The sequence below is a fragment of the Pseudomonas aphyarum genome, assembly GCF_028657055.1.
GTDB lineage: Bacteria > Pseudomonadota > Gammaproteobacteria > Pseudomonadales > Pseudomonadaceae > Aquipseudomonas > Aquipseudomonas aphyarum.
This window is the reverse complement of the sequence record NZ_JAMDGS010000012.1, coordinates 68,050-90,317: the sequence shown is the minus strand read 5'-3', so window position 1 is coordinate 90,317 and position 22,268 is coordinate 68,050. Positions and strand designations below refer to the sequence as shown.

Annotated in this window: 21 protein-coding genes; 7 read left to right on the top strand and 14 right to left on the bottom strand. The window is 61.1% G+C overall.

The window, feature by feature from the left end:
* Positions 1-63: 63 nt before the first annotated feature.
* On the bottom strand, positions 64-951 hold the full coding sequence (locus tag M5G18_RS17700; RefSeq protein ID WP_273896683.1) for a LysR family transcriptional regulator: 888 nt from the start codon (positions 949-951) through the stop codon (positions 64-66).
* A gap of 169 nt (positions 952-1,120) precedes the next feature.
* Between M5G18_RS17700 and M5G18_RS17695 the strand changes: the two genes are divergently transcribed.
* The gene (locus M5G18_RS17695; RefSeq protein ID WP_085666700.1) at positions 1,121-1,525 is read left to right on the top strand and encodes a type II toxin-antitoxin system HicB family antitoxin; all 405 of its coding nucleotides are present in this window, start codon (positions 1,121-1,123) and stop codon (positions 1,523-1,525) included.
* Between the two features lie 46 nt (positions 1,526-1,571).
* Here M5G18_RS17695 and M5G18_RS17690 read toward each other — a convergent pair whose 3' ends face one another.
* Entirely contained in the window at positions 1,572-2,759 is a 1,188-nt protein-coding gene (locus tag M5G18_RS17690) for an MFS transporter (protein ID WP_273896685.1), read from the bottom strand.
* A 241-nt stretch (positions 2,760-3,000) separates the two neighbouring features.
* Between M5G18_RS17690 and M5G18_RS17685 the strand changes: the two genes are divergently transcribed.
* Positions 3,001-3,621, top strand: coding sequence for a DUF5666 domain-containing protein (locus M5G18_RS17685; RefSeq protein ID WP_273896686.1), 621 nt, complete (start codon positions 3,001-3,003; stop codon positions 3,619-3,621).
* 270 nt (positions 3,622-3,891) lie between these two features.
* Here the strand turns inward: M5G18_RS17685 and M5G18_RS17680 are convergent, their stop codons facing one another.
* The 8 genes from M5G18_RS17680 to gcl all read right to left on the bottom strand — a co-directional run bounded on the left by M5G18_RS17680 (position 3,892) and on the right by gcl (position 13,438).
* Complete coding sequence (locus tag M5G18_RS17680) at positions 3,892-4,890, bottom strand: sulfate ABC transporter substrate-binding protein (RefSeq protein WP_127797317.1); 999 nt, start codon at positions 4,888-4,890, stop codon at positions 3,892-3,894.
* Positions 4,891-4,996: 106 nt separating this feature from the next.
* A complete protein-coding gene (locus M5G18_RS17675) occupies positions 4,997-5,821 on the bottom strand; it encodes an ion transporter (protein ID WP_273896687.1) in 825 nt (274 codons plus the stop codon).
* A gap of 21 nt (positions 5,822-5,842) precedes the next feature.
* Entirely contained in the window at positions 5,843-6,757 is a 915-nt protein-coding gene (locus tag M5G18_RS17670) for an urea transporter (protein WP_007959273.1), read from the bottom strand.
* A 145-nt stretch (positions 6,758-6,902) separates the two neighbouring features.
* Positions 6,903-8,318 carry a pyruvate kinase gene (pyk, locus tag M5G18_RS17665; protein ID WP_085605833.1) on the bottom strand — a complete coding sequence of 472 codons (1,416 nt, stop codon included), beginning with the start codon at positions 8,316-8,318 and terminating at the stop codon, positions 6,903-6,905.
* On the bottom strand, positions 8,315-9,589 hold the full coding sequence (locus M5G18_RS17660) for a glycerate kinase type-2 family protein (protein WP_085605834.1): 1,275 nt from the start codon (positions 9,587-9,589) through the stop codon (positions 8,315-8,317). The genes pyk and M5G18_RS17660 overlap by 4 nt, the downstream gene beginning before the upstream one ends.
* A 177-nt stretch (positions 9,590-9,766) precedes the next feature.
* Positions 9,767-10,660 carry a 2-hydroxy-3-oxopropionate reductase gene (locus M5G18_RS17655; RefSeq protein WP_262158137.1) on the bottom strand — a complete coding sequence of 298 codons (894 nt, stop codon included), beginning with the start codon at positions 10,658-10,660 and terminating at the stop codon, positions 9,767-9,769.
* Positions 10,661-10,702: 42 nt separating this feature from the next.
* Positions 10,703-11,485 carry a hydroxypyruvate isomerase gene (gene hyi, locus M5G18_RS17650; RefSeq protein ID WP_273896688.1) on the bottom strand — a complete coding sequence of 261 codons (783 nt, stop codon included), beginning with the start codon at positions 11,483-11,485 and terminating at the stop codon, positions 10,703-10,705.
* A 177-nt stretch (positions 11,486-11,662) separates the two neighbouring features.
* On the bottom strand, positions 11,663-13,438 hold the full coding sequence (gcl, locus tag M5G18_RS17645) for a glyoxylate carboligase (RefSeq protein WP_179692228.1): 1,776 nt from the start codon (positions 13,436-13,438) through the stop codon (positions 11,663-11,665).
* 268 nt (positions 13,439-13,706) lie between these two features.
* Between gcl and M5G18_RS17640 the strand changes: the two genes are divergently transcribed.
* Both M5G18_RS17640 and M5G18_RS17635 read left to right on the top strand, forming a co-directional pair.
* Positions 13,707-14,147: a GlcG/HbpS family heme-binding protein gene (locus M5G18_RS17640; RefSeq protein WP_007959289.1), complete on the top strand. Its 441-nt coding sequence runs from the start codon at positions 13,707-13,709 to the stop codon at positions 14,145-14,147.
* Between the two features lie 225 nt (positions 14,148-14,372).
* A complete protein-coding gene (locus M5G18_RS17635) occupies positions 14,373-14,831 on the top strand; it encodes an REP-associated tyrosine transposase (RefSeq protein WP_273896703.1) in 459 nt (152 codons plus the stop codon).
* 146 nt (positions 14,832-14,977) lie between these two features.
* On the opposite strand, the gene M5G18_RS17630 is transcribed toward M5G18_RS17635, so the two are convergent.
* Positions 14,978-15,583 carry a TetR/AcrR family transcriptional regulator gene (locus M5G18_RS17630; protein ID WP_007959290.1) on the bottom strand — a complete coding sequence of 202 codons (606 nt, stop codon included), beginning with the start codon at positions 15,581-15,583 and terminating at the stop codon, positions 14,978-14,980.
* A gap of 134 nt (positions 15,584-15,717) precedes the next feature.
* Here M5G18_RS17630 and M5G18_RS17625 point away from each other — a divergent pair, with 134 nt between their 5' ends.
* The gene (locus tag M5G18_RS17625) at positions 15,718-16,632 is read left to right on the top strand and encodes a DUF808 domain-containing protein (protein ID WP_273896689.1); all 915 of its coding nucleotides are present in this window, start codon (positions 15,718-15,720) and stop codon (positions 16,630-16,632) included.
* Positions 16,633-16,696: 64 nt separating this feature from the next.
* Here the strand turns inward: M5G18_RS17625 and M5G18_RS17620 are convergent, their stop codons facing one another.
* Positions 16,697-17,485 carry an MlaA family lipoprotein gene (locus M5G18_RS17620; protein ID WP_011333106.1) on the bottom strand — a complete coding sequence of 263 codons (789 nt, stop codon included), beginning with the start codon at positions 17,483-17,485 and terminating at the stop codon, positions 16,697-16,699.
* Positions 17,478-18,776 (bottom strand): serine/threonine protein kinase, encoded by a 1,299-nt coding sequence (locus tag M5G18_RS17615; RefSeq protein WP_129973895.1) that lies wholly within the window; start codon positions 18,774-18,776, stop codon positions 17,478-17,480. The genes M5G18_RS17620 and M5G18_RS17615 overlap by 8 nt, the downstream gene beginning before the upstream one ends.
* Before the next feature lie 223 nt (positions 18,777-18,999).
* On the opposite strand from M5G18_RS17615, the gene M5G18_RS17610 reads away from it, so the two are divergent.
* Positions 19,000-19,368 (top strand): hypothetical protein, encoded by a 369-nt coding sequence (locus M5G18_RS17610; RefSeq protein ID WP_273896690.1) that lies wholly within the window; start codon positions 19,000-19,002, stop codon positions 19,366-19,368.
* Between the two features lie 29 nt (positions 19,369-19,397).
* Here the strand turns inward: M5G18_RS17610 and M5G18_RS17605 are convergent, their stop codons facing one another.
* Complete coding sequence (locus tag M5G18_RS17605) at positions 19,398-20,993, bottom strand: glycoside hydrolase family 17 protein (RefSeq protein ID WP_273896691.1); 1,596 nt, start codon at positions 20,991-20,993, stop codon at positions 19,398-19,400.
* 287 nt (positions 20,994-21,280) lie between these two features.
* On the opposite strand from M5G18_RS17605, the gene M5G18_RS17600 reads away from it, so the two are divergent.
* Positions 21,281-22,132 carry a glycine betaine ABC transporter substrate-binding protein gene (locus M5G18_RS17600; protein ID WP_085605856.1) on the top strand — a complete coding sequence of 284 codons (852 nt, stop codon included), beginning with the start codon at positions 21,281-21,283 and terminating at the stop codon, positions 22,130-22,132.
* The last annotated feature ends 136 nt before the right edge of the window (positions 22,133-22,268 follow it).

Sequence of the window (22,268 nt, the reverse complement as noted above, 5' to 3'; positions counted from 1 at the left end):
GAGGAATGTCGGAACGTTATTCGAAATAAGCGAAAATCGCAATAAACGAAACAAGTGTGGGTTTTATGGTTCTTTCGCCAACAACCCCTGCACATATTCAACAAACGCCCGCGCCTTGACGCTGGCCATCCGTCCCGTCGGAAACACCGCCCACAGTTCCTGCTTCGGCAAGGTCCAGTCGTTCATGACGGTCTTGACTGCACCGCTGGCCAGTTCCGGCGCGAACATCCATTCCGAGCCCAGTGCCAGGCCTTGATGAGCCAGCACCGCCTCGCGCAAACCTTCGGCAGCGCTGACGCGCAGGCGGCCGTTGACGGTCGTCGACCGTTCTTCATCAGCCTTGGTGAAATGCCAAGTGGCGCCACCGCCACGGTTGTAGATGACGGCGCGGTGTTGAGCGAGTTCGGCAGGGCAGGTGGGCTCACTGTGGCTGGCGAAGTAGGCCGGAGTACCCAAAACAACGCGCCGGCATTCGGCGATCTTGCGGACCGTCAGGCCGGAGTCGTTGAGTGGGCCCAGGCGCAAGGCGATGTCGATGCCTTCTTCCACCAGGTTGATGTTCTGGTCGTCGAGCAACAGATCGACATTGAGTTGCGGGTGCTGATCGAGGAACCGCCCCAGGTGCGGCACCACGTGCATCCGGCCGAAGGTGACGGCGGTGCTGATGCGCAGGTTGCCGCTCAGACCGCCGGCCACGCCACGGGCAGCGTTGTCGGCTTCGTCGGCTTCCTCAAGCGCACGCTTGGCCCGCTCGAAAAATGCCAACCCGGCCTCGGTCGGCGTCAGGCCCCGGGTCGAGCGCAACAGCAGGCGCACCGCCAGCCTGGTTTCGAGCTGGGCAATGGTTTTCGACACGGCGGGCTGACCGACATTCAACCGCCGGGCGGCGGCGGAAAACGAGCCGGTTTCCACGACGTAGACGAAGGTTTCCATGGCGGCGAGGCGGTCCATCGGCGGTCCTGTGCAGTCTTGTTAAAAGGTTCTGAGTCTTCGTACGCGGTTTTGCCTTACAGCTAAAGGGGTCAAAACATCCTGCAAAACAACCAACGTTGTGTCACAGGCTTGTGCAGGCTACTAAAGGTATCTCTAGAGTTACTTTAATGGTCGAGGTTATTTCACAATGCAATACCCAATCTGCATCGAGTGGGGTGACGAGAACACTGCCATCGGGATTCAGATCCCCGATATTCCCGGCGCAGTAACCGCCGGGGATACGTTTGAGGATGCCTACAACGCAGCCGTCGAGATTGCCCACATCATGCTGCAGGAGATCGCGGCGGATGGTGATTCGATTCCGATGCCGACTTCTGCGGCCACCCACCGCAACAACCCGGAGTTCGCGGACATGGGTTGGGGCATGCTCGAGCTGGACATCTCGCCGTACATGGGCAAGACCGAAAAGGTCAATGTGACATTGCCCGGTTATGTCATCCAGCGGATCGACCGCTACGTGCGTGAGCACAATGTCAAAAGCCGCTCCTCTTTCTTGGCGGATGCCGCCATGGAAAAACTGGTCCGGCATTGAGCCTTGAGCACTGTCGGATCAGCGATCCGGCAGTGCTTTTCAGACTCTAGGCCGTTGCCAGAACAGGTTTTTGCGAAGCACTCAAAAACCGCACCAGCGCCAGCAGCGGGAACGCGCTGCCAACAATCACGATCCACAACCAGCCGCCATGCTCGTATACCGCACTGGCCACCGACGAGCCGAAGGCGCCGCCGACGAAGATGCTGGTCATGTACAGCGCGTTGAGGCGGCCGCGGCTTTTGGCGTCGAGGGAGTAGACCGCGCGCTGGCCGAGCACCATGTTCATCTGCACGCAGAAGTCGAGCACCACGCCGGTCACGGCCAGGCCGATCACGCTGTAGGCCGGGTGGATGAAAGTCGGCAGGAAGCTCAGGCTGGCAAACAGCATGGCCAGCAGCGAGGCGATGCGGGTGTGGCCGGCGTCGGCCAGGCGTCCGCTGATCGGGGCGGCGATGGCACCGATGGCGCCGACCAGGGCGAAGATCGCGATTTCACTCTGGGACAGGCCGTGGTTGCGCGCCAGTTCCAGCGGCACGGCGGTCCAGAACAGGCTGAACGTGGCGAACATGCAGGCCTGGTAAAACGCCCGTTGACGCAGCACCGGTTGCTTGCGCAGCAGCGTCCACAACGAGCCGAGCAGTTGGCCGTAAGAAGCACTGTGATCTGGCTGACGCTTGGGTACGGTCAGTGCCAATACCACGCTGATCGCTGCCATCAAGGCTGCGGCGATCATGAACATCGCCCGCCAGCCGAGATGGTCGGCGACCACGCTCGACACCGGCCGCGCCAGCAGAATCCCCAGCAGCAAACCGCCCATGATCCCGCCGACCACTCGGCCACGGGATTCCTCCGGTGCCAGATGCGCCGCCAGTGGAATCAGCACCTGCACCGACACCGAGCTGAAGCCCACCAGCAACGAAATCAGCAGGAACACATTCGGTTGATCGGTAAACGCCGCGCCGAGCAGGCTGGCAATCGCCACCACGGTGGTGATGATCATCAGGCGGCGGTTTTCCAGCAGGTCCGCCAGCGGCACCAGAAAGAACAGGCCCAGCGCATAGCCGATCTGGGTCAGCGACACGATGAAACTGGCCATGGTGTCGGTCAGGCCGATGTCCGGCGCGATCAGGCCGATGATCGGCTGGGCGTAGTAGATGTTGGCAACGATGGCGCCGCAGCAGAAAGCGAACAGCAGCACCATGCCTCGGGTCATTGCGTGAGTTGTGGCGGTCATAGGGTTTCTCGATCCAGCGAAAAGGAATGCGGTGAGGCTAAGGGACGGGCCGAGCCGGCAGTAGAGGCTTCTGATCGATATCAGTTATTCCGTTGCGGAATAGGTGGCGCCGAACAATCCATTGTTCATCGGCGAACCTTGCGTCCGACCGTTGAGCGACGATGATACATTCACTTACATCTTGTTCGATAGCGTGCTTATGTTGTGACCGGGTTTCAGCGTTCATCAACGGAGGATTGCGATGTTTCGTCAGTTGCTTCGCCACACCACAACCATTGCCCTGATCAGTCTGCTCGGCGCCACTGCCGCACAGGCCGCCGAAGCGCCCGGCATGCGCATGGGGGTGCGCGGCGAGATCACCGGGGTCAGTCCTGACTCGCTCAAGGTTCACGTCACCAGCGGTGAGAACGTGGTGGTTCAGTTGACCCCGGACACCAAGGTCCGCGCGGTCACCCTGGCCAACATCGAAGACATCAAGCCCGGCAGCTACATTGGCTCGGCCGCCATTCCCCAGGAGGATGGCACGCTCAAGGCGCTGGAGGTTCACGTGTTCCCGCCGGAGCTGGCCGGCAGCGGCGATGGCCATCGGCCGTTCGACCTGGCCAAGGGCAGCAGCATGACCAATGGCAGCGTCGGCGATCTGGTGGTGAGCAACGGCCGGGTGCTGACCGTCAACTACAAGGGCGGCCAGCAGAAGATCCTGGTGCCGGAGGACGTGCCGATCGTCAACCTGACGCCGGGCGATCGCAGTTTGCTCAAGGTTGGCGTGAAGATCGTCACCTTCGTGACCCAGAGCGCGGACGGCACGCTGACCGCGCAATCGATCTCGGCGGGCAAGGATGGCGTGAAGCCACCGATGTAAAAGCCCCTCACCCTAGCCCTCCCGAAACGTCGGACCGCCCGGAGGGAGAGGGGACTGATTGGGGGATGCATGAGAGGTACGCCGACCTGAGCGTGCTGTGGTGAATCCGTAATCGATAAGGTCTTTCAGGTCGATGTAACTCGCCAGACACCTCGGTAGGCCCCCTCTCCCTCCGGGCGGTCCGACGTTTCGGGAGGGCTGGGGTGAGGGTAAAGCGGCCACAAAAAAAGGCGACCACTGAGGGTCGCCTTTTTCACGCCAGCCTAAACCTTACTGCCCGCTATAAATCTGGTCGAAGATCCCGCCATCGTTGAAGTGGGTCTTCTGCACGGTGCGCCAGTCGCCGAAGGTCTTCTCGACCGACAGGAAGTCGACTTTCGGGAAGCGGTCGGTGTATTTGGCCAGCACCGCCGGGTCACGTGGACGCAGGTAGTTGGCGGCCGCGATTTCCTGACCTTCCGGCGACCACAGGAACTTCAGGTATTCCTCGGCAGCGGCGCGGGAGCCTTTCTTCTCGACCACTTTGTCGACCACCGACACCGGTGGCTCGGCTTCGGCGGAGACGCTTGGGTAGATGACTTCGAACTGGTCGCGGCCGAACTCGCGGGCGATCATTTCGGCTTCGTTCTCGAAGGTCACCAGCACGTCGCCGATCTGGTTGGTCATGAACGTGGTGGTGGCGGCGCGGCCACCGGTATCCAGCACCGGTGCCTGCTTGAACAGCTTGCCGACGAAGTCTTTGGCCTTGTTCTCGTCACCGCCGTTTTTCAGCACGTAGCCCCAGGCCGACAGGTAGGTGTAGCGGCCGTTACCTGAGGTTTTTGGGTTCGGCACGATCACTTGCACGCCGTCCTTGAGCAGGTCAGGCCAGTCTTTCAGGGCTTTCGGGTTGCCCTTGCGCACGATGAACACGGTGGCCGAGGTGAACGGCGCACTGTTGTTCGGCAGGCGGGTAACCCAGTCCTTAGGCACCAGTTGGCCGTTGTCGGCCAGGGCGTTGATGTCGGTGGCCATGTTCATGGTGATGACGTCAGCCGGCAGGCCATCGATCACCGAACGGGCTTGCTTGCTCGAACCGCCGAAAGACATCTGCACGGTGATGTCTTCCTTGTGCTCGGCTTGCCAGTGTTTCTGGAACGCAGCGTTGTAGTCCTTGTAGAAATCGCGCATCACGTCGTAGGAAACGTTGAGCAGGGTCGGTGCGGCCTGAGCCACGCTGCCGAAGGCAAGACCAGCGGCGAGAAGTGAGGCGCCAAAGAGTTTTTTCACTGCGCATTCCTTGTTCTGTAGGGGTGTTTTTTTACAAAGATGAGGCCATTTGCCAGCGACTATAGCGGGGCGCGCATAGTCGTTTAAAGATTAAAAAGAACTTTGCTTATTCCATTTTCTTGAACAGCGCATTGCCGCAACGGGAGCAGAACGACGCTTCGTGTTCATGGCTGCTTTTCTTGCACACGGGGCAGTCGTGTTGCAGCTGACCGCCGCGCATGGCGGTGGCCAGTTCAGCGGTGAAAATCCCGGTCGGCACGGCGATGATCGAATAACCGGTGACCATCACCAGCGACGAAATCACCTGGCCCAGTACGGTCCTCGGCACGATGTCGCCATAACCCACGGTGGTCAGCGTCACGATAGCCCAATAGATGCCTTTGGGAATGCTGGTGAAGCCATGTTCCGGGCCTTCGACCACGTACATCAAGGTGCCGAACACGGTGACCAGGGTGCAGACGCTGAGCAGGAACACGAGGATTTTCTGCTTGCTGCCGCGCAGGGCATCGAGCAGGTAATGCGCCTGTTTCAGGTACGGCCCGAGTTTGAGTACGCGGAAGATCCGCAGCATCCGGATCACCCGGATGATCAGCAGGTACTGGGCATCGCTGTAATACAGCGCGAGGATGCCAGGCACGATCGCCAGCAAGTCCACCAGCCCGTAGAAACTGAAGGCGTAGCGCAACGGTCTGGGCGAGCAGTACAGGCGCAGCAGGTACTCGCCGAGGAAGATGATCGTGAAGCCCCATTCGATGTACGCCAGCACATTGGCGTAGTTCTGGTGGACTTCATCGATGCTGTCGAGGATCACGATCACCAGACTGGCGAGAATGATCAGCAGCAGGGTCTTGTCGAAACGGCGGCCGGCCACCGTATCGGTCTGGAAAATGATCACGTACAGGCGATCACGCCACGTGTTGTTGCCGTTCATGCATATCGCCTTGGCCATCAATCAGCGCAGCCTAGGTTGATTCTCCCCGTTAGCGCAAGGCGTGACATTGATCTCCGGTTGGCGCATCAGGCGAATGCCGGTGCGCAGCAGCCAGCAGGCAAGAATGAACGGTGCCGTGAGAGTCGCAAGACCCAGGGCACTGAACAGCGGCGTCAGCAGCAGCGCCAGGCCGATGCCGAACAGCGGCAGCCAAGGTTGCTGGCGCTGCGCACTGAAGGCGAGGGCGGCGAGGACGGCGTTGTAACCCCCCAGACCCAGCAGCGCGACCTGGCTGTCGTGGTGCAACAGGCTGGAACCCAGGCCAATCACCGAAGCCAGCAGCGCCCAGGCAAAGGCCCGGCGATCGGCGATCAGCAAGCCGGCAGCGATCAATCCACCGGCCAACGGATGGTCGAGGAACATCACTTGGCCGAAGCCTTTCAGGGCGGCACCAAGCAGGTTCACGGTGTTCAGTTCAAGCGCCGGAGCCGGCGTCGAAGGCTCGGCGAAACACAGGAACACCCAGCTCAGCAACACGAATGGCGCGGTGTAGGCCGGCAGGTACTCGGTGAGGCGAGCGCGTTTGAGCCACTGCTGCGTGATCATCGCGCTCAGGCCACCGGCCGCCAGAATCAACGGCGGCAGCATCGGCGACCAAGGGAAATACAGGCTCAGCAACAGACCGACCAGTACGCCGTTGTAGCTGAACAGTCCGGCCTGGCGATCCGCCTTGGCGTAGTTGCGCCGTTGCGCGGTGAGCAAACCAGCGACCGCGCCGAGCAGCGCGCCGGCGAACAGCACTGGCGCGGTGAATAAAATGGCCAAAAGGCACAGGAGTCCACACAGCGGATGGCGCTGGAGGAAGATTTGACTGAAACCGTTGAGCAAAGCCTCGGCCCAGTCAGGGCAGTGGGTGTTGAAATGATTGGCAGGCATGTCTGGAGAATCTGGGCAGTAGGAAAATCAAAAGGTCTTGCGTGAAGCGGTGGCGAGGGAGCTCGTGCCCGGTGAATGCGGTGTCTCTTGTGGAAACCGTCATGCCGGGCGGCGGGAGCACGCTCCCTCGCCACACAGGTGTTGCTTAAATCAATGTTTCGATCCGCAGCGAATTAGTCGACCCCGGCTGGCCAAACGGCACACCCGCGGTGATCAGCAACGTATCGCCACGCTCGGCCATTCCTTGAGCCTGAGCGATTTCCAGCGCGGTCGAGCACACCTCATCCACCTGACGCAGCCGATCGTTGACCACCGAATGAATGCCCCACGCCACGCTCAACCGGCGGGCGGTCTGCAGGTTCGGCGTCAGGTTGAGGATCGGCGCTTTCGGCCGCTCCCGCGCGGCACGCAGACTCGATGCGCCGGACTCGCTGTAATTGACCAGCACCGCCACCGGCAGCACGTTGCTGATGCGGCGAATCGCACAGCTGATCGCATCGGACACGGTCGCTTCGGCTTTCGGGCGACTGACGTCGAGTTGGGTCTGGTAGTCCGGACCGTTTTCCACCTGGCGGATGATCTTGCTCATCATCTGCACGGCTTCCAGCGGGTACTCGCCGGACGCGGTTTCTGCCGACAGCATCACCGCATCGGCGCCTTCGGCCACGGCGTTGGCAACGTCGGTGACTTCAGCGCGGGTCGGCGCCGGAGAGAAGCGCATCGACTCGAGCATCTGTGTGGCCACCACTACCGGTTTGCCGAGCTGGCGGCAGGTGGTGATGATGTTTTTCTGGATCTGCGGCACGCTTTCAGCCGGCACTTCCACGCCGAGGTCGCCGCGGGCAACCATGATCGCATCGCTCAGTTCGGCGATTTCGCGCAGTTGCTCGACGGCCGACGGCTTCTCGATTTTCGCCATCAGGAACGCCTTGTCGCCGATCAGCGCGCGGGCCTCGATGATGTCTTGCGGACGCTGCACGAACGACAGCGCGACCCAGTCCACACCCAGCTCCAGACCGAAGCTCAGGTCGCGACGATCCTTGGCGGTCAGCGGGCTCAGGTCGAGCACCGCTTGCGGCACGTTCACGCCTTTGCGATCCGACAGTTCGCCGCCATTGAGCACGGTGGTGTCGATCGCATCGGTGTATTTGGTCACGACCCGCAGGCGCAGTTTGCCGTCATCGAGCAGCAGATCCATCCCGGCTTCCAGCGCCGCGATGATCTCCGGATGCGGCAGATTCACCCGGCGTTCGTCGCCCGGTGTTGCGTCCAGATCGAGGCGGAAGGCCTGACCGCGATGCAATTGAACCTTGCCGTCCGCGAACTTGCCGACCCGCAGTTTCGGCCCTTGCAGGTCCATCAGGATGCCGAGCGGGTAGTTGAGCTGGCGCTCGACTTCGCGGATCCACTGATAGCGCTTGGCGTGGTCGGCGTGATCGCCGTGGCTGAAGTTGAGGCGGAAGATATTGACCCCGGCCTCGACCAGCTCGCGGATGTCTTCGATGCCGTCGACGGCAGGCCCGAGGGTGGCGAGGATTTTGACCTTTTTATCAGGCGTCATGATTTAGAGCTCTCGAGGATCAGGATGGCGCGGAAGTCGTTGACGTTGGTGCGGGTCGGCTCGGTGACGATCAGCGCATCGAGCGCCTCGAAGTAGCCATAGCCGTTGTTGTTATCCAGCTCGTCGCTGGCGCTCAGGCCCAGGGCGGCGGCGCGGGCGTAGCTGTCCGGGGTCATGATTGCGCCGGCGTTGTCTTCCGAGCCGTCGATGCCGTCGGTGTCACCGGCCAGGGCATAGACGCCGGGCTGGCCCTTGAGGCTGTCGGTGAGGCTGAGGAGGAATTCGGCGTTGCGTCCGCCACGGCCATTGCCGCGCACGGTCACCGTGGTTTCGCCACCGGAGAGAATCACGCACGGCGCCGCCAGTGGCTGGCCGTGATGGATGATCTGGCGCGCGATGCCGGCGTGGACTTTCGCCACTTCGCGGGATTCGCCTTCCAGGTCGCCGAGGATCAGCGTGCTGAAACCGGCCTGACGGCATTTCACAGCAGCGGCATCCAGCGATTGCTGAGGGCGGGCGATCAACTGGAAGTGACTGCGGGCCAGGCTCGGATCGCCGGGTTTGACGGTTTCCGATTCCGGGCTTTGCAGCCAGGTGCGCACGGACGCCGGAATCTCGATGCCGTAGCGCTTGATGATGGCCAGCGCTTCGGCGCTGGTGCTCGGGTCGGCCACGGTCGGGCCGGAAGCGATGACCGTGGCGAGGTCGCCCGGTACATCGGAAATCGCATAGGTATAAACAGTCGCCGGCCAGCAGGCCTTGCCCAGGCGTCCGCCCTTGATCGCCGAGAGGTGCTTGCGCACGCAGTTCATCTCGCCGATGGTCGCGCCGGATTTGAGCAGGGCTTTGTTGATCGACTGTTTGTCGGCCAGGGTGATGCCTTCGGCCGGCAGCGCCAGCAGGGCAGAGCCGCCACCGGACAACAGGAAGATCACGCGGTCGTCTTCGGTCAGGTTGCTGACCAGTTCCAGCACGCGTTTGGCCACGGCCAGACCGGCAGCGTCCGGCACCGGGTGCGCGGCTTCGACCACTTCGATTTTCTCGCACGGGGCGCCGTGACCGTAGCGGGTCACCACAAGGCCCGAGACTTCACCTTCCCAGCAGCGCTCGACCACTTGCGCCATGGCCGCGGCAGCCTTGCCGGCGCCGATGACGATCACACGACCTGTGCGATCAGCCGGCAGATGCGCTTCGAGGACCTGGTTCGGATGGGCCGCGTCGATGGCTGTGGCAAACAGCTCGCGCAGCAGTTGTTGCGGATCGACCGACATGGCGGGCTCCCATTCTTATTGTTCTTGGTTAGTGCAGTTGATCGTTCCCACGCTCTGCGTGGGAATGCCTCAATGGACGCTCTGCGTCCGCTTCGGCAGGGACGCGGAGCGTCCCGGGCTGCATTCCCACGCGGGCGGTTCGACGCCTCGACGTGGGAACGAGCGACGGGGCAGGGCTTACTTCTTGTCGCGAATCGAGAAGTTGGCCATGTGTTCCAGGCCCTTGATCAGCGCCGAGTGGTCCCAGTTGCTGCCACCGATGGCCGCACAGGTGCTGAACACTTGCTGGGCGTTGGCGGTGTTCGGCAGATTGATGTTCAGCTCCTTGGCGCCTTGCAGGGCCAGGTTCAGGTCCTTCTGGTGCAGGCTGATGCGGAAGCCCGGATCGAAGGTGCCTTTGATCATGCGGTCACCGTGCACTTCGAGGATCTTCGAGGAGGCGAAACCGCCCATCAGCGCTTCACGCACCTTGGCTGGATCGGCACCGTTCTTCGAAGCGAACAGCAGGGCTTCAGCGACAGCCTGAATGTTCAGGGCAACGATGATCTGGTTCGCCACTTTGGCGGTCTGACCGTCGCCATTGCCGCCGACCAGGGTGATGTTCTTGCCCATGGCCTGGAACAGCGGCAGTGCGCGTTCGAAGGCATCGGCGTCGCCACCGACCATGATGCTCAGGGTCGCGGCCTTGGCGCCGACTTCGCCACCGGACACCGGGGCGTCGAGGTATTGCGCACCTTTTTCGTTGATCTTCGCTGCGAAAGCCTTGGTGGCGGTCGGCGAGATCGAGCTCATGTCGATCACCACCTTGCCTTTGCCGATGCCGGCAGCGACGCCGTCGGCACGGAACAGCACGTCTTCGACCTGCGGGGTATCCGGCACCATGACGATGATGAATTCAGCTTCCTGCGCCACTTCGCGTGGGTTGGCCAAAGCGACGGCGCCAGCGGCGACCAGGTCGGCAGGAGCGGCGTCGTGGTGCGCCGACAGGAACAGGCTGTGACCGGCTTTCTGCAGGTTCGCCGCCATTGGGTGGCCCATGATGCCGGTGCCGATGAATCCGATTTTAGCCATGAGAAAATCCTCTTGTTTTTGTCTTGCTCAAGCAAATAAGGGTCAGATCGCGTTGTGGGTCTTCAGCCAGCCGAGGCCTGCTTCAGTGGTGGTCAGCGGTTTGTATTCGCAGCCGACCCAGCCCTGATAACCGATGCGATCGAGGTGTTCGAACAGGAAGCGGTAGTTGATCTCGCCAGTGCCCGGCTCGTTGCGGCCCGGGTTGTCGGCCAGCTGCACATGGTTGATCTCGCCCAGGTGCGATTGCAGGGTGCGGGCCAGATCGCCTTCCATGATTTGCATGTGATAGATGTCGTATTGCAGGAACAGGTTGGCGCTGCCGACCTGCTCGCGAATCGACAGGGCCTGCGCCGTGTTGTTCAGGTAGAAACCCGGGATGTCGCGGGTGTTGATCGCTTCCATCACCAGTTTGATGCCGACGGCTTGCAGCTTGTCGGCGGCGTACTTGAGGTTGGCGACGAAGGTCTTTTCAACGGTGGCATCGTCCACGCCCTGCGGACGGATACCGGCCAGGCAGTTGACCTGGGTGTTGCCCAGCACCTGTGCGTAAGCGATGGACAGATCGACCCCGGCGCGGAACTCTTCGACCCGGTCTGGCAGGCACGCGATACCGCGCTCGCCCTTGGCCCAGTCACCGGCCGGCAGGTTGAACAGCACTTGGGTCAGACCGTTGGCGTCGAGTTTGGCCTTGATTTCGGCGGAGCTGAAATCGTACGGGAACAGGTACTCGACACCGCTGAAGCCAGCCTTGGCGGCGGCGTCGAAACGGGCAAGGAAATCCTGTTCGGTGAACAGCATGGACAGGTTGGCTGCGAAACGCGGCATGGTGGTCTCCTAAAACAGTTTTGACACGGTTGGTCAGACTGAACACGATCAGTCCCCTCTCCTGGGGGAGAGGGTTAGGGTGAGGGGGAATCTTGAGTCTGATCCCGATTTTGCGAGCATCGCAAAACCTTTCCCTCACCCCAGCCCTCTCCCGGAGGGAGAGGGCGCTAAAGGCAATCAGTCGAGCAACGAAATCGCGGTAGGCGCATCGTTGCCGACCAGCGCCAGGTCTTCGAATTCGTTGACGGCGTTGATCTCGGTCCCCATGGAGATGTTGGTCACACGCTCCAGAATGATCTCGACGATCACCGGCACCTTGAACTCTTCGATCAGCTGTTCGGCCTTGCGCAGGGCAGGGGCGATGTCAGCCGGTTCGAACACACGCAGCGCTTTACAGCCCAGGCCTTCGGCGACTGCGACGTGGTCGACACCATAACCGTTGAGTTCCGGCGCGTTCAGGTTATCGAAGGACAGCTGCACGCAGTAGTCCATATCGAACCCGCGCTGGGCCTGACGGATCAGCCCCAGGTACGAGTTGTTCACCACGACGTGGATGTACGGCAGTTTGAACTGAGCGCCGACCGCCAGTTCTTCGATCATGAACTGGAAGTCATAGTCCCCCGACAGGGCCACGACTTTACGGTTCGGATCGGCCTTCACCACGCCCAGCGCTGCCGGAATGGTCCAGCCCAACGGGCCGGCCTGGCCGCAGTTGATCCAGTGACGCGGCTTGTAGACGTGCAGGAACTGCGCGCCGGCAATCTGCGACAGACCAATGGTGCTGACGTAGCAGGTGTCCTTGCCGAACACCTGGTTCATTTCTTCGTAAACGCGCTGCGGCTTGACCGGCACGTTGTCGAAGTGGGTCTTGCGATGCAGGCTGGCTTTGCGCTGCTGGCAGTCTTGCAGCCAGGCAGAGCGGTTTTTCAGCTTGCCGGCGGCTTGCCATTCACGGGCGACTTCGATGAACACGGTCAGCGCGGCAGCGGCGTCGGAAACGATGCCCAGGTCCGGGGTGAACACGCGGCCGATCTGAGTCGGTTCGATGTCGACGTGAATGAACTTGCGGCCTTCGGTGTAAACGTCGACCGAGCCGGTGTGACGGTTCGCCCAACGGTTGCCGACGCCCAGTACCACGTCGGATTTCAGCATCGTGGCGTTGCCGTAACGGTGCGAAGTCTGCAGACCGACCATGCCGACCATCAGCGGGTGATCGTCCGGAATGGTGCCCCAGCCCATCAGGGTCGGGATCACTGGAATGCCGGTCAGCTCAGCAAACTCGACCAGCAGTTCGCTGGCATCGGCGTTGATGATGCCGCCACCGGCCACCAGCAATGGACGCTCGGCCTGATCCAGCATCGCCAGGGCTTTTTCGACTTGCACGCGGGTGGCGCTCGGCTTGGCCAGCGGCAGTGGCTGGTAGGCGTCGATGTCGAATTCGATTTCAGCCATCTGCACGTCGAACGGCAGGTCGATCAGTACCGGACCCGGACGGCCGGAGCGCATTTCGTAGAAGGCTTTCTGGAAGGCGTAAGGCACCTGGCCCGGCTCCAGAACGGTGGTCGCCCATTTGGTCACCGGCTTGACGATGCTGGTGATGTCGACGGCCTGGAAGTCTTCCTTGTGCATACGGGCGCGGGGTGCTTGCCCGGTGATGCAGAGGATCGGGATCGAGTCCGCGGAGGCGCTGTACAGACCGGTGACCATGTCGGTACCGGCAGGGCCGGAAGTACCGATGCACACGCCGATGTTGCCGGCCTTGGTGCGGGTGTAGCCCTCGGCCATGTGCGAGGCGCCTTCAACGTGGCGAGCGAGGACGTGATCGATGCCACCGACTTTCTGCAGGGCGGAGTACAGCGGGTTGATTGCAGCGCCTGGAATGCCAAAAGCGGTATCAACCCCTTCACGGCGCATCACCAGAACGGCGGCTTCGATTGCTCTCATTTTGCTCATTGTTTTGTGCCTCTTTACGTTTTGTAATTGTATACAAGTGGCTTTGCGCAGAGTGTATTCACGGCGGACGGCGCAGGTCAATCCATTTTCTCAAGCGCCTGTTTCATTCGTCGGAAGCCTGTTCTGCTGTGGCTTTTCGTCGCATGAGGCGCTTTTCGAGAATTATTGTATACAAAAAAATAATTCATTGTGTTCTATTTGTTGCATCGGGCTGCGGCAGAAAAGCGCAGCCCAACGACTTTCCCAATAACAAAATGAGGACGGCACCATGAGCGCTTTAACCTTGAAAGTCGCAGTCAAGCTGGTCAACGAAGCCATCAGCGCAGGGCGGGCCATCTCCGCCGCGCCGCTGACCATCGCGGTACTGGATACCGGCGGCCATCTGGTCACCCTGCAACGCGAAGACGGCGCCAGCCTGTTGCGCCCGAACATCGCCATCGGCAAAGCCTGGGGCGCCATCGCCCTGGGCAAGGGCTCACGCCTGCTGGCGCTGGACGCACAACAACGCCCGGCGTTCATCGCCGCGCTCAACAGCATGGGGCAGGGCAGCGTCGTGCCGGCACCGGGTGGTGTGCTGATTCGTGATCAGGCGGGGAACGTGCTGGGTGCAATCGGCATCAGCGGCGATCTGTCGGACATCGATGAGCAGGTGGCAATCAAGGCCGTAGAGGCCCTGGACCTACGGGCGGATGCGGGGGTGGCTGCGTGATTTGCGGCGATTGAACTGACGCCATCGCTGGCAAGGCGAGTCGTCGCAGCTCAGCTCCCATTGGATCGTGCCTTGAGTCGAAATTTCGCAAACGGCACAAAACCTGTGGGAGCTGGCTTGCCAGCGATAGCGGTCTTACTGACACATCCAGATAACAGACTGACCCAGCCAAACGACTCATTGAGGTCTAGCCTTCTGATGAATTCATCAGAAAGGGGCAAAGGATTGCCTGATCTTCCCGCTTCGCATCGTCTGCGAACCGGCCGCTATGCCGAGCCGAATCAAATCTATTTACTGACTTCAAACACTCTTGATCGAAAACCGATCTTTGCCGATTTCGCGTTGGGCAGACTGGTTGTTCATCAACTTCGTCGCGCACAGGACTACGGAATGGCGAAATCATTGGCGTGGGTTGTCATGCCCGATCATTTTCACTGGTTGGTCGAATTGGAAAATTGCTCTCTCCGCAAACTGATGCGCGAGACCAAATCCCTTATTACACGAGAGGTGAATCTGCGCAGTGGCAGGAGTGGGCCGCTATGGCAGCAGGGCTACCATGACCGCGCATTGAGGCGGGAAGATGATTTGGTGAAAATGGCTCGATATGTCGTGGCCAACCCCTTGCGCGCTGGGCTGGTGGGTAAGATCGGCGACTATCCGCTGTGGGATGCAGTTTGGCTTTAACAACGTTGAACCGAGTTGCCTTCATCGCTGGCAAGCCAGCTCCCACAGGGACTTGTGTCAATCAATCATCTTGTATTCAACACAGAACCTTGTGGGAGCTGCGGTGCGACGATTCGATTTGCCAGCGAAGCGGTCACCGCAGTCTTTCAGTCCGGCTCGCAGCCCTTGAGCACCAACCGGATGATGGTTTGTGCTGCCGCTTCATAGTCGGCTTCGTCGAGCTTGTCCTTGCCGGTGACGGCGGAGATTTGCCAGTCGAAGTCGGCGTAGGTCTGGGTTGCGGCCCAGATGCTGAACATCAGGTGGTTGGGGTCGATCGGGGCGATCTGGCCGCGGTCGATCCAGGTCTGGATGCAGTCGATGTTGTGCTTGGCCTGGCCGTTGAGTTGCTCGACCAGGTCGGCGCTCAGGTGCGGGGCGCCGTGCATGATTTCGCTGGCGAACACCTTGGAGGCGAAGGGCAGGTCGCGGGAGATGCGGATCTTCGAGCGGATGTAGCCGCTCAGCACTTCGCTCGGTACGCCGTCCGGGTTGAACGGGGTCGAGGCCTGCAGGATCGGCACGATGATACTTTCCAGCACCTCGCGGTAGAGGTTTTCCTTGGACTTGAAGTAGTAATAGACGTTGGGCTTGGGCAGTCCTGCCTTGGCGGCGATGTCGCTGGTTTTGGTGGCAGCGAAGCCCTTGTCGGCAAACTCTTCACTGGCTGCACGCAGGATCAGTTCTTTGTTGCGCTCGCGGATTGTGCTCATAAACCCGGTGGTTCCTTGCCTGTTCTGGCGGTTGCGCATGGTAGCACCGGCCTCGCGCGGCGCTCAACAATGCCCCGTGTGGCCTGCAGTCGCGGTATGCTGCGCGGCATTATTCACATAAGGAAACAAGATTCATGGCAGGAAGCAGTTTGCTGGTGCTGATCGACGACATCGCCACCGTTCTGGACGACGTTGCGTTGATGACCAAAATGGCTGCCAAGAAGACCGCCGGCGTGCTCGGCGACGACTTGGCGCTCAATGCCCAGCAGGTCTCCGGGGTACGCGCGGAGCGGGAAATCCCCGTCGTTTTGGCGGTGGCCAAGGGCTCGTTCGTCAACAAACTGATCCTGGTGCCGTCGGCGCTGGCGATCAGTGCGTTCGTGCCGTGGCTGGTGACGCCGCTGTTGATGGTCGGTGGCGCCTACCTGTGTTTCGAAGGTTTCGAAAAACTCGCGCACAAGTTCCTGCACAGCAAGGCTGAAGACGAGGCTGAGCACGCCCAGTTGGTTGAAGCCGTGGCTGATCCGGCAACCGATCTGGTGGCGTACGAGAAGGACAAGATCAAGGGCGCAATCCGCACCGACTTCATTCTCTCGGCGGAAATCATCGCCATCACCCTCGGCACCGTGGCCGATGCTTCACTGACCCAGCAAGTGATTGTGATGTCGGGCATCGCCATTGTCATGACCGTGGGCGTTTACGGCCTGGTGGCCGGTATCGTCAAACTCGATGACCTCGGTCTTTGGCTGACCCAGAAGCCCGGGAAGATGGCCAAAAGTATCGGCAACGGCATCCTGCGCGCTGCGCCGTACATGATGAAAAGCCTGTCGGTGATCGGCACGGCGGCGATGTTCCTGGTCGGTGGCGGCATCCTGACCCACGGCGTGCCAGTGGTGCATCACTGGATCGAAAGCGTTGGGGCAGCGGCCGGTGGCGCCGGGTTTGTGGTGCCGATGCTGTTGAACGGCGTGGCGGGGATCATCGCGGGTGCGGTGGTGCTGGCGGGCGTGTCCGTGATCGGTAAAGTCTGGAAAGCCCTGAAAGGCTAAATCCTGAGGCAAACAAAAAGGCCATTCGATTCGCATCGAATGGCCTTTTTTGTGGCCGGCGTTTTTACTCGGCGATCTGCAACTTGCGCGACTCGGTGTAGACGTAGCGCACCTTCTCGTACTCGAACGGTGAGTTCAGCTGACCGTAACGGAAGCTGGTCTGGTAGCGCTTGTCGACGCCACGCAGTACCCACACTTCCGGGTGGTTGGAGCTGACTTCCGAGACATTGAGGAAGTTGATCGCGGACTCTGCGGTGTAGTCCACGGCCAGGCCGGCGGTATCGCGCAGGTTCGACGGGCCGAGGATCGGCAGCACGAAGTAAGCACCGCCCGGTACGCCGTAGAAGCCCAGGGTCTGGCCGAAGTCTTCGTTCTGACGCGGCAGGCCCATGGCCGTGGCCGGGTCCCAGAGCCCGGCGATGCCGATGGTGGTGTTGAGCAGCAGGCGCGCGGTGGTTTCCATCGAGCGCTTGCCCTTGAACTGCAACAGGCTGTTGACCAGGTTCGGCACGTCGCCAATGTTGTTGAAGAAGTTGCTCACGCCGGTGCGCACGAAGCTCGGGGTGATGTAGCGATAGCCATCGACCACCGGCAGGAACACCCATTGGTCGAAGCGGTAGTTGAAGTGGTAGACGCGGCGGTTCCACTCTTCCAGCGGGTCGTAGACGTTCAGCGCGCTGAGGGTCGAGCGCTCGAATTCGCGCTGATCCAGCCCCGGATTGAACTTGAGTTTGGACAGCGGCTCCTTGAAGCCGTCGCTGTCGATGACCACCGGTGCATTGGCTTTACTGTTGTCGGCCTGGGCCATACCTGCACTGAGGAGCGCTGCAATCAGCAGAAGATATTTAGCCACGGAAGAACTCCAGCATGGCGTCGCTGTTGACGCGGTAGTTAAGGTTGCCGCAATGGCCGCCCAGCGGGTAAACGGTCAGGCGATCGCCGAAGGTCTTGCGCAGGAAACCGAGGTCGCCCGGGCCGAGGATCACGTCGTCGGCGTTGTGCATGACGGCGATTTTCGGGCTGTCGTGCAGGTAATCCTTCAATGCGTACAGGCTCACCTGATCGATCAGTTGCAGCAGGCTGCCGCCGTCGGTGCGGGCACGCCACATCGGGATCACCTGTTCGGTGAGGTAGCAGTCGAAGTCGCATTGCAGCGCACGCTTGAGGAACGGCGTGAGGCTGGTGCCTTCGGTGATCGGGAATTTCGGCGGGGTGATCAGGCCGCGACGGTTGATCAGGTCCGAAGTGAACGCGATATCGGCCGCCGAGAAGCGGAACGAAGTGCCGATCAGCATCGCCATCTGCTCGTTGCTCAGGTGCTGCTTGGACTGCTGGAAGTCGTAGAGCAGTGCATCGTTGAGGTCGATGTAGCCCTTCTGCTGGAAGTAGCGGGTCAGTTTGCTCAGCACCAGTTCATAGAAGGTGGTGCTGTTGTTGATGCCCTTGACCTCGGTCTGCACCAGCTTGTCGAGGTTGGTGATGGAGGTGTAGAGGTTGACCGGTGGATTCAGCAGCAGGACTTTCTTGAAGTTGAAGCTGCGGCGGGTTTCATCCAGGTGGGCCACGAACGCCGCGTCCAGTGCGCCGAGGCTGTAGCCGCTGAGGTAATAGTCGGTGACCGGCAGTTTCGGGTTCTGCGCCCGCACGGCCTGCATCACCCGGTACATGTCTTCGGCGTCTTCCTTGGTCACGCCGGGGGTGGCGAAACGCGAGGCGGCGCTCATGAAGTCGAAGCTGGTCGGCGATGACAGCTGCACCACGTGGTAGCCGGCCTTGTAATAAAGCTTCTTCAGGTATTCGTTGAGCGTGCTGTCGTAGCGCGCGCCGGTGCCGGCGATCAGGAAGATCAGCGGCGCGGCCTTGTCCTGGGTGGCGATGCGGTAAGTCAGTTTTTTCACCGGCCAGAAATTGTCCGGCAGGATGAATTCGCGCTCGGGGCGCAGGGTGACGCTGCGATCGGTCTGATCGATGTCGTCGTCCAGTGGCAGTTCAGGGCGCAAGTCCGGCGGCGTGGTAGCGATGGTCGCCTCGAACGGATTGGTCAGGGGATAGCCATAGCTGGCGGCGTCGATATCCACCGCCAGCGCGGACGCACTCAGAATAAGGCCGCCAAACAGGGCGGCGAAGCGCAAGGAACGGAGCATGACTAGATCCCTTAGAGGAAGGTGCCGAATGAGGTTCGCAGGCTATGACCACCGGGTTTGCGCCAAAGTGCCATGCCACGGCACCAAACTGACGGAATTCGGAGTAATAGTAGCCGGACGATACACTTTGCACGGAATGAATGACCAGTTAAGAGTTGTTAGCCCTTGCGTATGCGCGGCGTCAGATTAAGCTGGCCGCCGATTTCATCGATTGGAGTGTTCCATGTCCCGCCGCTTGCCCGTGATTCTGCTGCTCGTTCTGTTGCCGTTGTGGCTGGCCGCCAGTTATGGCGCGCGTTATGGCTTCATGGAGGACGCGCAGTGGGTGGGCATCTGCGTGGATGAGGCGAGCCGCTGGGAATGTTCGGTGCGCTCGAACCTGGGCCTGATGATTCATTTCCAGATACTGGGCTGGGCGGCGGTCGCGGCTGCGGTGATCGGTTTTGTCGTGCCGGGACGGGCGGGGTGGTGGCTGGGGGTGCTGGCGCTGGTGTTCGGGTTGCCGGCGCTGGCGCTGTACAACACGACGTTGGCGGTATTTGCGGTGGTGATTGCCGGGTTGCGACTGGTCCGGGAATCCCGCGAGGCCTGATCGTCAGTCATCGCGGGCATTCCTGTGAATCAGCCTTTGCGAACCCGCAGGCAGCGCCAAAGTGCAGCCACCATCAACACGCTGACCAGCGCCCAGCCCCACGCCTGCTGATTCTGCAATCCTTCACGGAACAGCTGCGGCGCAATGCCGGCGCCGATGATGAAGGTCAGCAGCGCGATCTCCCGCCGGGCCACGTTGACCGGGCGGCACAGATAAACCAGTGCCGGCAGAATGAACGCCACGCTCGGAAAACTGCGATAGCGCGGATCGAACACCAGCTCCAGCATCATCACCGCAGCGGCGAACCCTGCTGCCGCGACCAGCCAGCCGGCCCGTCGCTCGAAAGCGTTGAACGCCTGTCCACGCCAGCCACTGCGGGCGCTCAAGGTCAGCGCGGCATGGGCCAGCACCAACAGATTCAGAGCCGTCAGCAACCCGACCCACAGCCATTCGCTGGCGAACCGCGTAGTCACCCGCGCCAGATCACCCCAGGCACCGATCGAGCAGGCGGCGAGGGCGCCGAGCAGCGGCAGGATCAGTGCCGACCGCGTCGTACGAACCCGACCGCCCAGCAGCAATGTTCCGAGGAAAATCAGCCCGCCGACCGCCAGCCACTGCGACCAGAACGGCACGTTCGACACCGGTCCGGCCAGCACGCCTTTGTCCTGGCGATCCGCATCGAACAGCCCCCAGTAACCGCCGACCGCGCCTTCGCTGCCGCGCTTCCACGGCTGGTCGAACGCTTCGATCAGGTTGTAGCGCCAGCCTTCCTGTTCGGCGAGGGTGACAAAACCACGAATGAACTTGGCCTCGTTGACCCGGCTCGGCAGCGCGGTCTCGCGCTGGCGACCTTCGCTCGGCCAGCCGGTTTCGCCAATCATCACGTCCTTGGGCGCGAACTTGTTGCCGAACACCTGACGCACTTCCGCCACATGATGCAGCGCGGCGTCGATGTTCGACGGATCGTCTTCCCAGTACGGCAGCAAGTGGATGGTCAGGAAATCCACCGCCGGCGCGACTTCCGGGTGCTTGAGCCAGAACTCCCAGACATCGGCGTAGGTCACCGGCTGCTTGATGTGGCTCTTGACCTTGTTGATCAGCTTCACCAGTTGCGTCGCGGTGACCTCTTTGCGCAGCAAGGCTTCGTTGCCGACGATCACCGAGCTGACCACGTCCGGGTTGGCATTGGCCGAAGCGATCAGCAAGTCGACTTCTTTCTCGGTGTCCACAGGATTGCTGTTGACCCACGCACCGATCATCAACTTCAAACCGTGCTTGCGCGCCAGATCCGGCAGCGCTTCGAGGCCGGTCATGGAGTAGGTGCGGATGCATTCGAAACGGGTGGCGAGCAGGGCGAGGTCGGCGTCCATGCGCTCCGGGCGCAGTTTGAACGGCACGTCGAACGGCGACTGGTCTTTGTCGAACGGGGTGTAGGAGGCGCATTGCAGCTTGTGGGTCGGGGTGGCGACGTCCGGCAGGATCACCGGTTTGCCGAGGCCGTACCAGAAGCCGCACAGGGCAAACAGCCCGAGCAGGCAGGCGAACAGATAGGGAAGAAAGGGGAAGCGGGAAGTCGCGGACATGGTCAGGCCGAGTGGCTGCAAAGCGACGCATGTTACCTGCATTTATAAGCAGGTTGGTGGCCCGCACGATTTTGACATGCAAAGTTCGGGCGTATTGTCTGGCGCCAAATATCCGGACGCAGTTAATGGCTTTCTGATGTCGTTTCTCGTTGTCTTGAGGTCGCTGACAGAGCAGGTCTTATCGGGCGTCAGGTTGATGATCGGAGCCATCAGTACTCCGCTGATGTTCGAACCAGTTTGCGGTCAGGCGTGATGGGGGCGCTGTGCACCATAACAATACGTTGACGATGCCCGGCATCCGTCGGGCGCAGCATTTCGGGGAAGTAACGATGAAGATGCGACGACTTTTAGGCGCAGGTGCCGCTCTGGTGCTTGCGATGGGCTCCACACTCGCCAGTGCTGAAACCAAGACCCTGAACATCGGTTACGTTGACGGCTGGTCCGACAGCGTCGCGACCACCCACGTGGCGGCCGAAGTGATCAAGCAGAAACTCGGCTACGACGTGAAACTGCAAGCCGTCGCCACCGGCATCATGTGGCAGGGCGTGGCCACCGGCAAACTCGACGCCATGCTCTCGGCCTGGCTGCCAGTGACCCACGGCGACTACTGGACCAAGAACAAGGATCAGGTCGTCGATTACGGCCCGAACTTCAAGGACGCGAAAATCGGTCTGATCGTGCCGGAGTACGTCAAGGCCAAGACCATCGAAGACCTGAAAACCGACGACTCCTTCAAGAAACGCATCGTCGGCATCGACGCCGGCTCAGGCGTGATGCTCAAGACCGATCAGGCGATCAAGGATTACGACCTGACCGGTTATCAACTCAAGGCCAGTTCCGGCGCCGGCATGATTGCCGAACTGACCCGTGCCGAGAAGAAAAACGAATCCATCGCCGTCACCGGCTGGGTGCCGCACTGGATGTTCGCCAAGTGGAAACTGCGCTTCCTCGACGACCCGAAAGGCGTGTACGGCGCGGCTGAAACCGTGAACAGCATCGGCAGCAAGGAACTGGCGACCAAGGCGCCGGAAGTGGCCAAGTTCCTGAAGAACTTCCAGTGGGCTTCGAAAGACGAAATCGGCGAAGTCATGCTGGCGATTCAGGACGGTGCAAAACCTGACGCAGCGGCCAAGGATTGGGTTGCCAAGCACCCTGAGCGTGTTGCCGACTGGACCAAGTGATTTAAGCCGAAGCGTCTAATCTGCGCTTTCCAGGGCCGCCCGACATGACAGTCGGGCGGCCTTTTTTGTTTGCCCACTATTAATAAGCAGGGATGGGCGTTTTCGGCGTGTCTGGAAATTGGCAAAAACGTCATGG

Coding starts and splice junctions, on each gene's coding strand:
- M5G18_RS17700 (WP_273896683.1), bottom strand. CDS start 951: ATGGACCGCCTCGCCGCCATGGAAACCTTCGTCTACGTCGTGGAAACC.
- M5G18_RS17695 (WP_085666700.1), top strand. CDS start 1,121: ATGCAATACCCAATCTGCATCGAGTGGGGTGACGAGAACACTGCCATC.
- M5G18_RS17690 (WP_273896685.1), bottom strand. CDS start 2,759: ATGACCGCCACAACTCACGCAATGACCCGAGGCATGGTGCTGCTGTTC.
- M5G18_RS17685 (WP_273896686.1), top strand. CDS start 3,001: ATGTTTCGTCAGTTGCTTCGCCACACCACAACCATTGCCCTGATCAGT.
- M5G18_RS17675 (WP_273896687.1), bottom strand. CDS start 5,821: ATGAACGGCAACAACACGTGGCGTGATCGCCTGTACGTGATCATTTTC.
- M5G18_RS17670 (WP_007959273.1), bottom strand. CDS start 6,757: ATGCCTGCCAATCATTTCAACACCCACTGCCCTGACTGGGCCGAGGCT.
- pyk (WP_085605833.1), bottom strand. CDS start 8,318: ATGACGCCTGATAAAAAGGTCAAAATCCTCGCCACCCTCGGGCCTGCC.
- M5G18_RS17660 (WP_085605834.1), bottom strand. CDS start 9,589: ATGTCGGTCGATCCGCAACAACTGCTGCGCGAGCTGTTTGCCACAGCC.
- M5G18_RS17655 (WP_262158137.1), bottom strand. CDS start 10,660: ATGGCTAAAATCGGATTCATCGGCACCGGCATCATGGGCCACCCAATG.
- hyi (WP_273896688.1), bottom strand. CDS start 11,485: ATGCCGCGTTTCGCAGCCAACCTGTCCATGCTGTTCACCGAACAGGAT.
- gcl (WP_179692228.1), bottom strand. CDS start 13,438: ATGAGCAAAATGAGAGCAATCGAAGCCGCCGTTCTGGTGATGCGCCGT.
- M5G18_RS17640 (WP_007959289.1), top strand. CDS start 13,707: ATGAGCGCTTTAACCTTGAAAGTCGCAGTCAAGCTGGTCAACGAAGCC.
- M5G18_RS17630 (WP_007959290.1), bottom strand. CDS start 15,583: ATGAGCACAATCCGCGAGCGCAACAAAGAACTGATCCTGCGTGCAGCC.
- M5G18_RS17625 (WP_273896689.1), top strand. CDS start 15,718: ATGGCAGGAAGCAGTTTGCTGGTGCTGATCGACGACATCGCCACCGTT.
- M5G18_RS17615 (WP_129973895.1), bottom strand. CDS start 18,776: ATGCTCCGTTCCTTGCGCTTCGCCGCCCTGTTTGGCGGCCTTATTCTG.
- M5G18_RS17610 (WP_273896690.1), top strand. CDS start 19,000: ATGTCCCGCCGCTTGCCCGTGATTCTGCTGCTCGTTCTGTTGCCGTTG.
- M5G18_RS17605 (WP_273896691.1), bottom strand. CDS start 20,993: ATGCAGGTAACATGCGTCGCTTTGCAGCCACTCGGCCTGACCATGTCC.
- M5G18_RS17600 (WP_085605856.1), top strand. CDS start 21,281: ATGAAGATGCGACGACTTTTAGGCGCAGGTGCCGCTCTGGTGCTTGCG.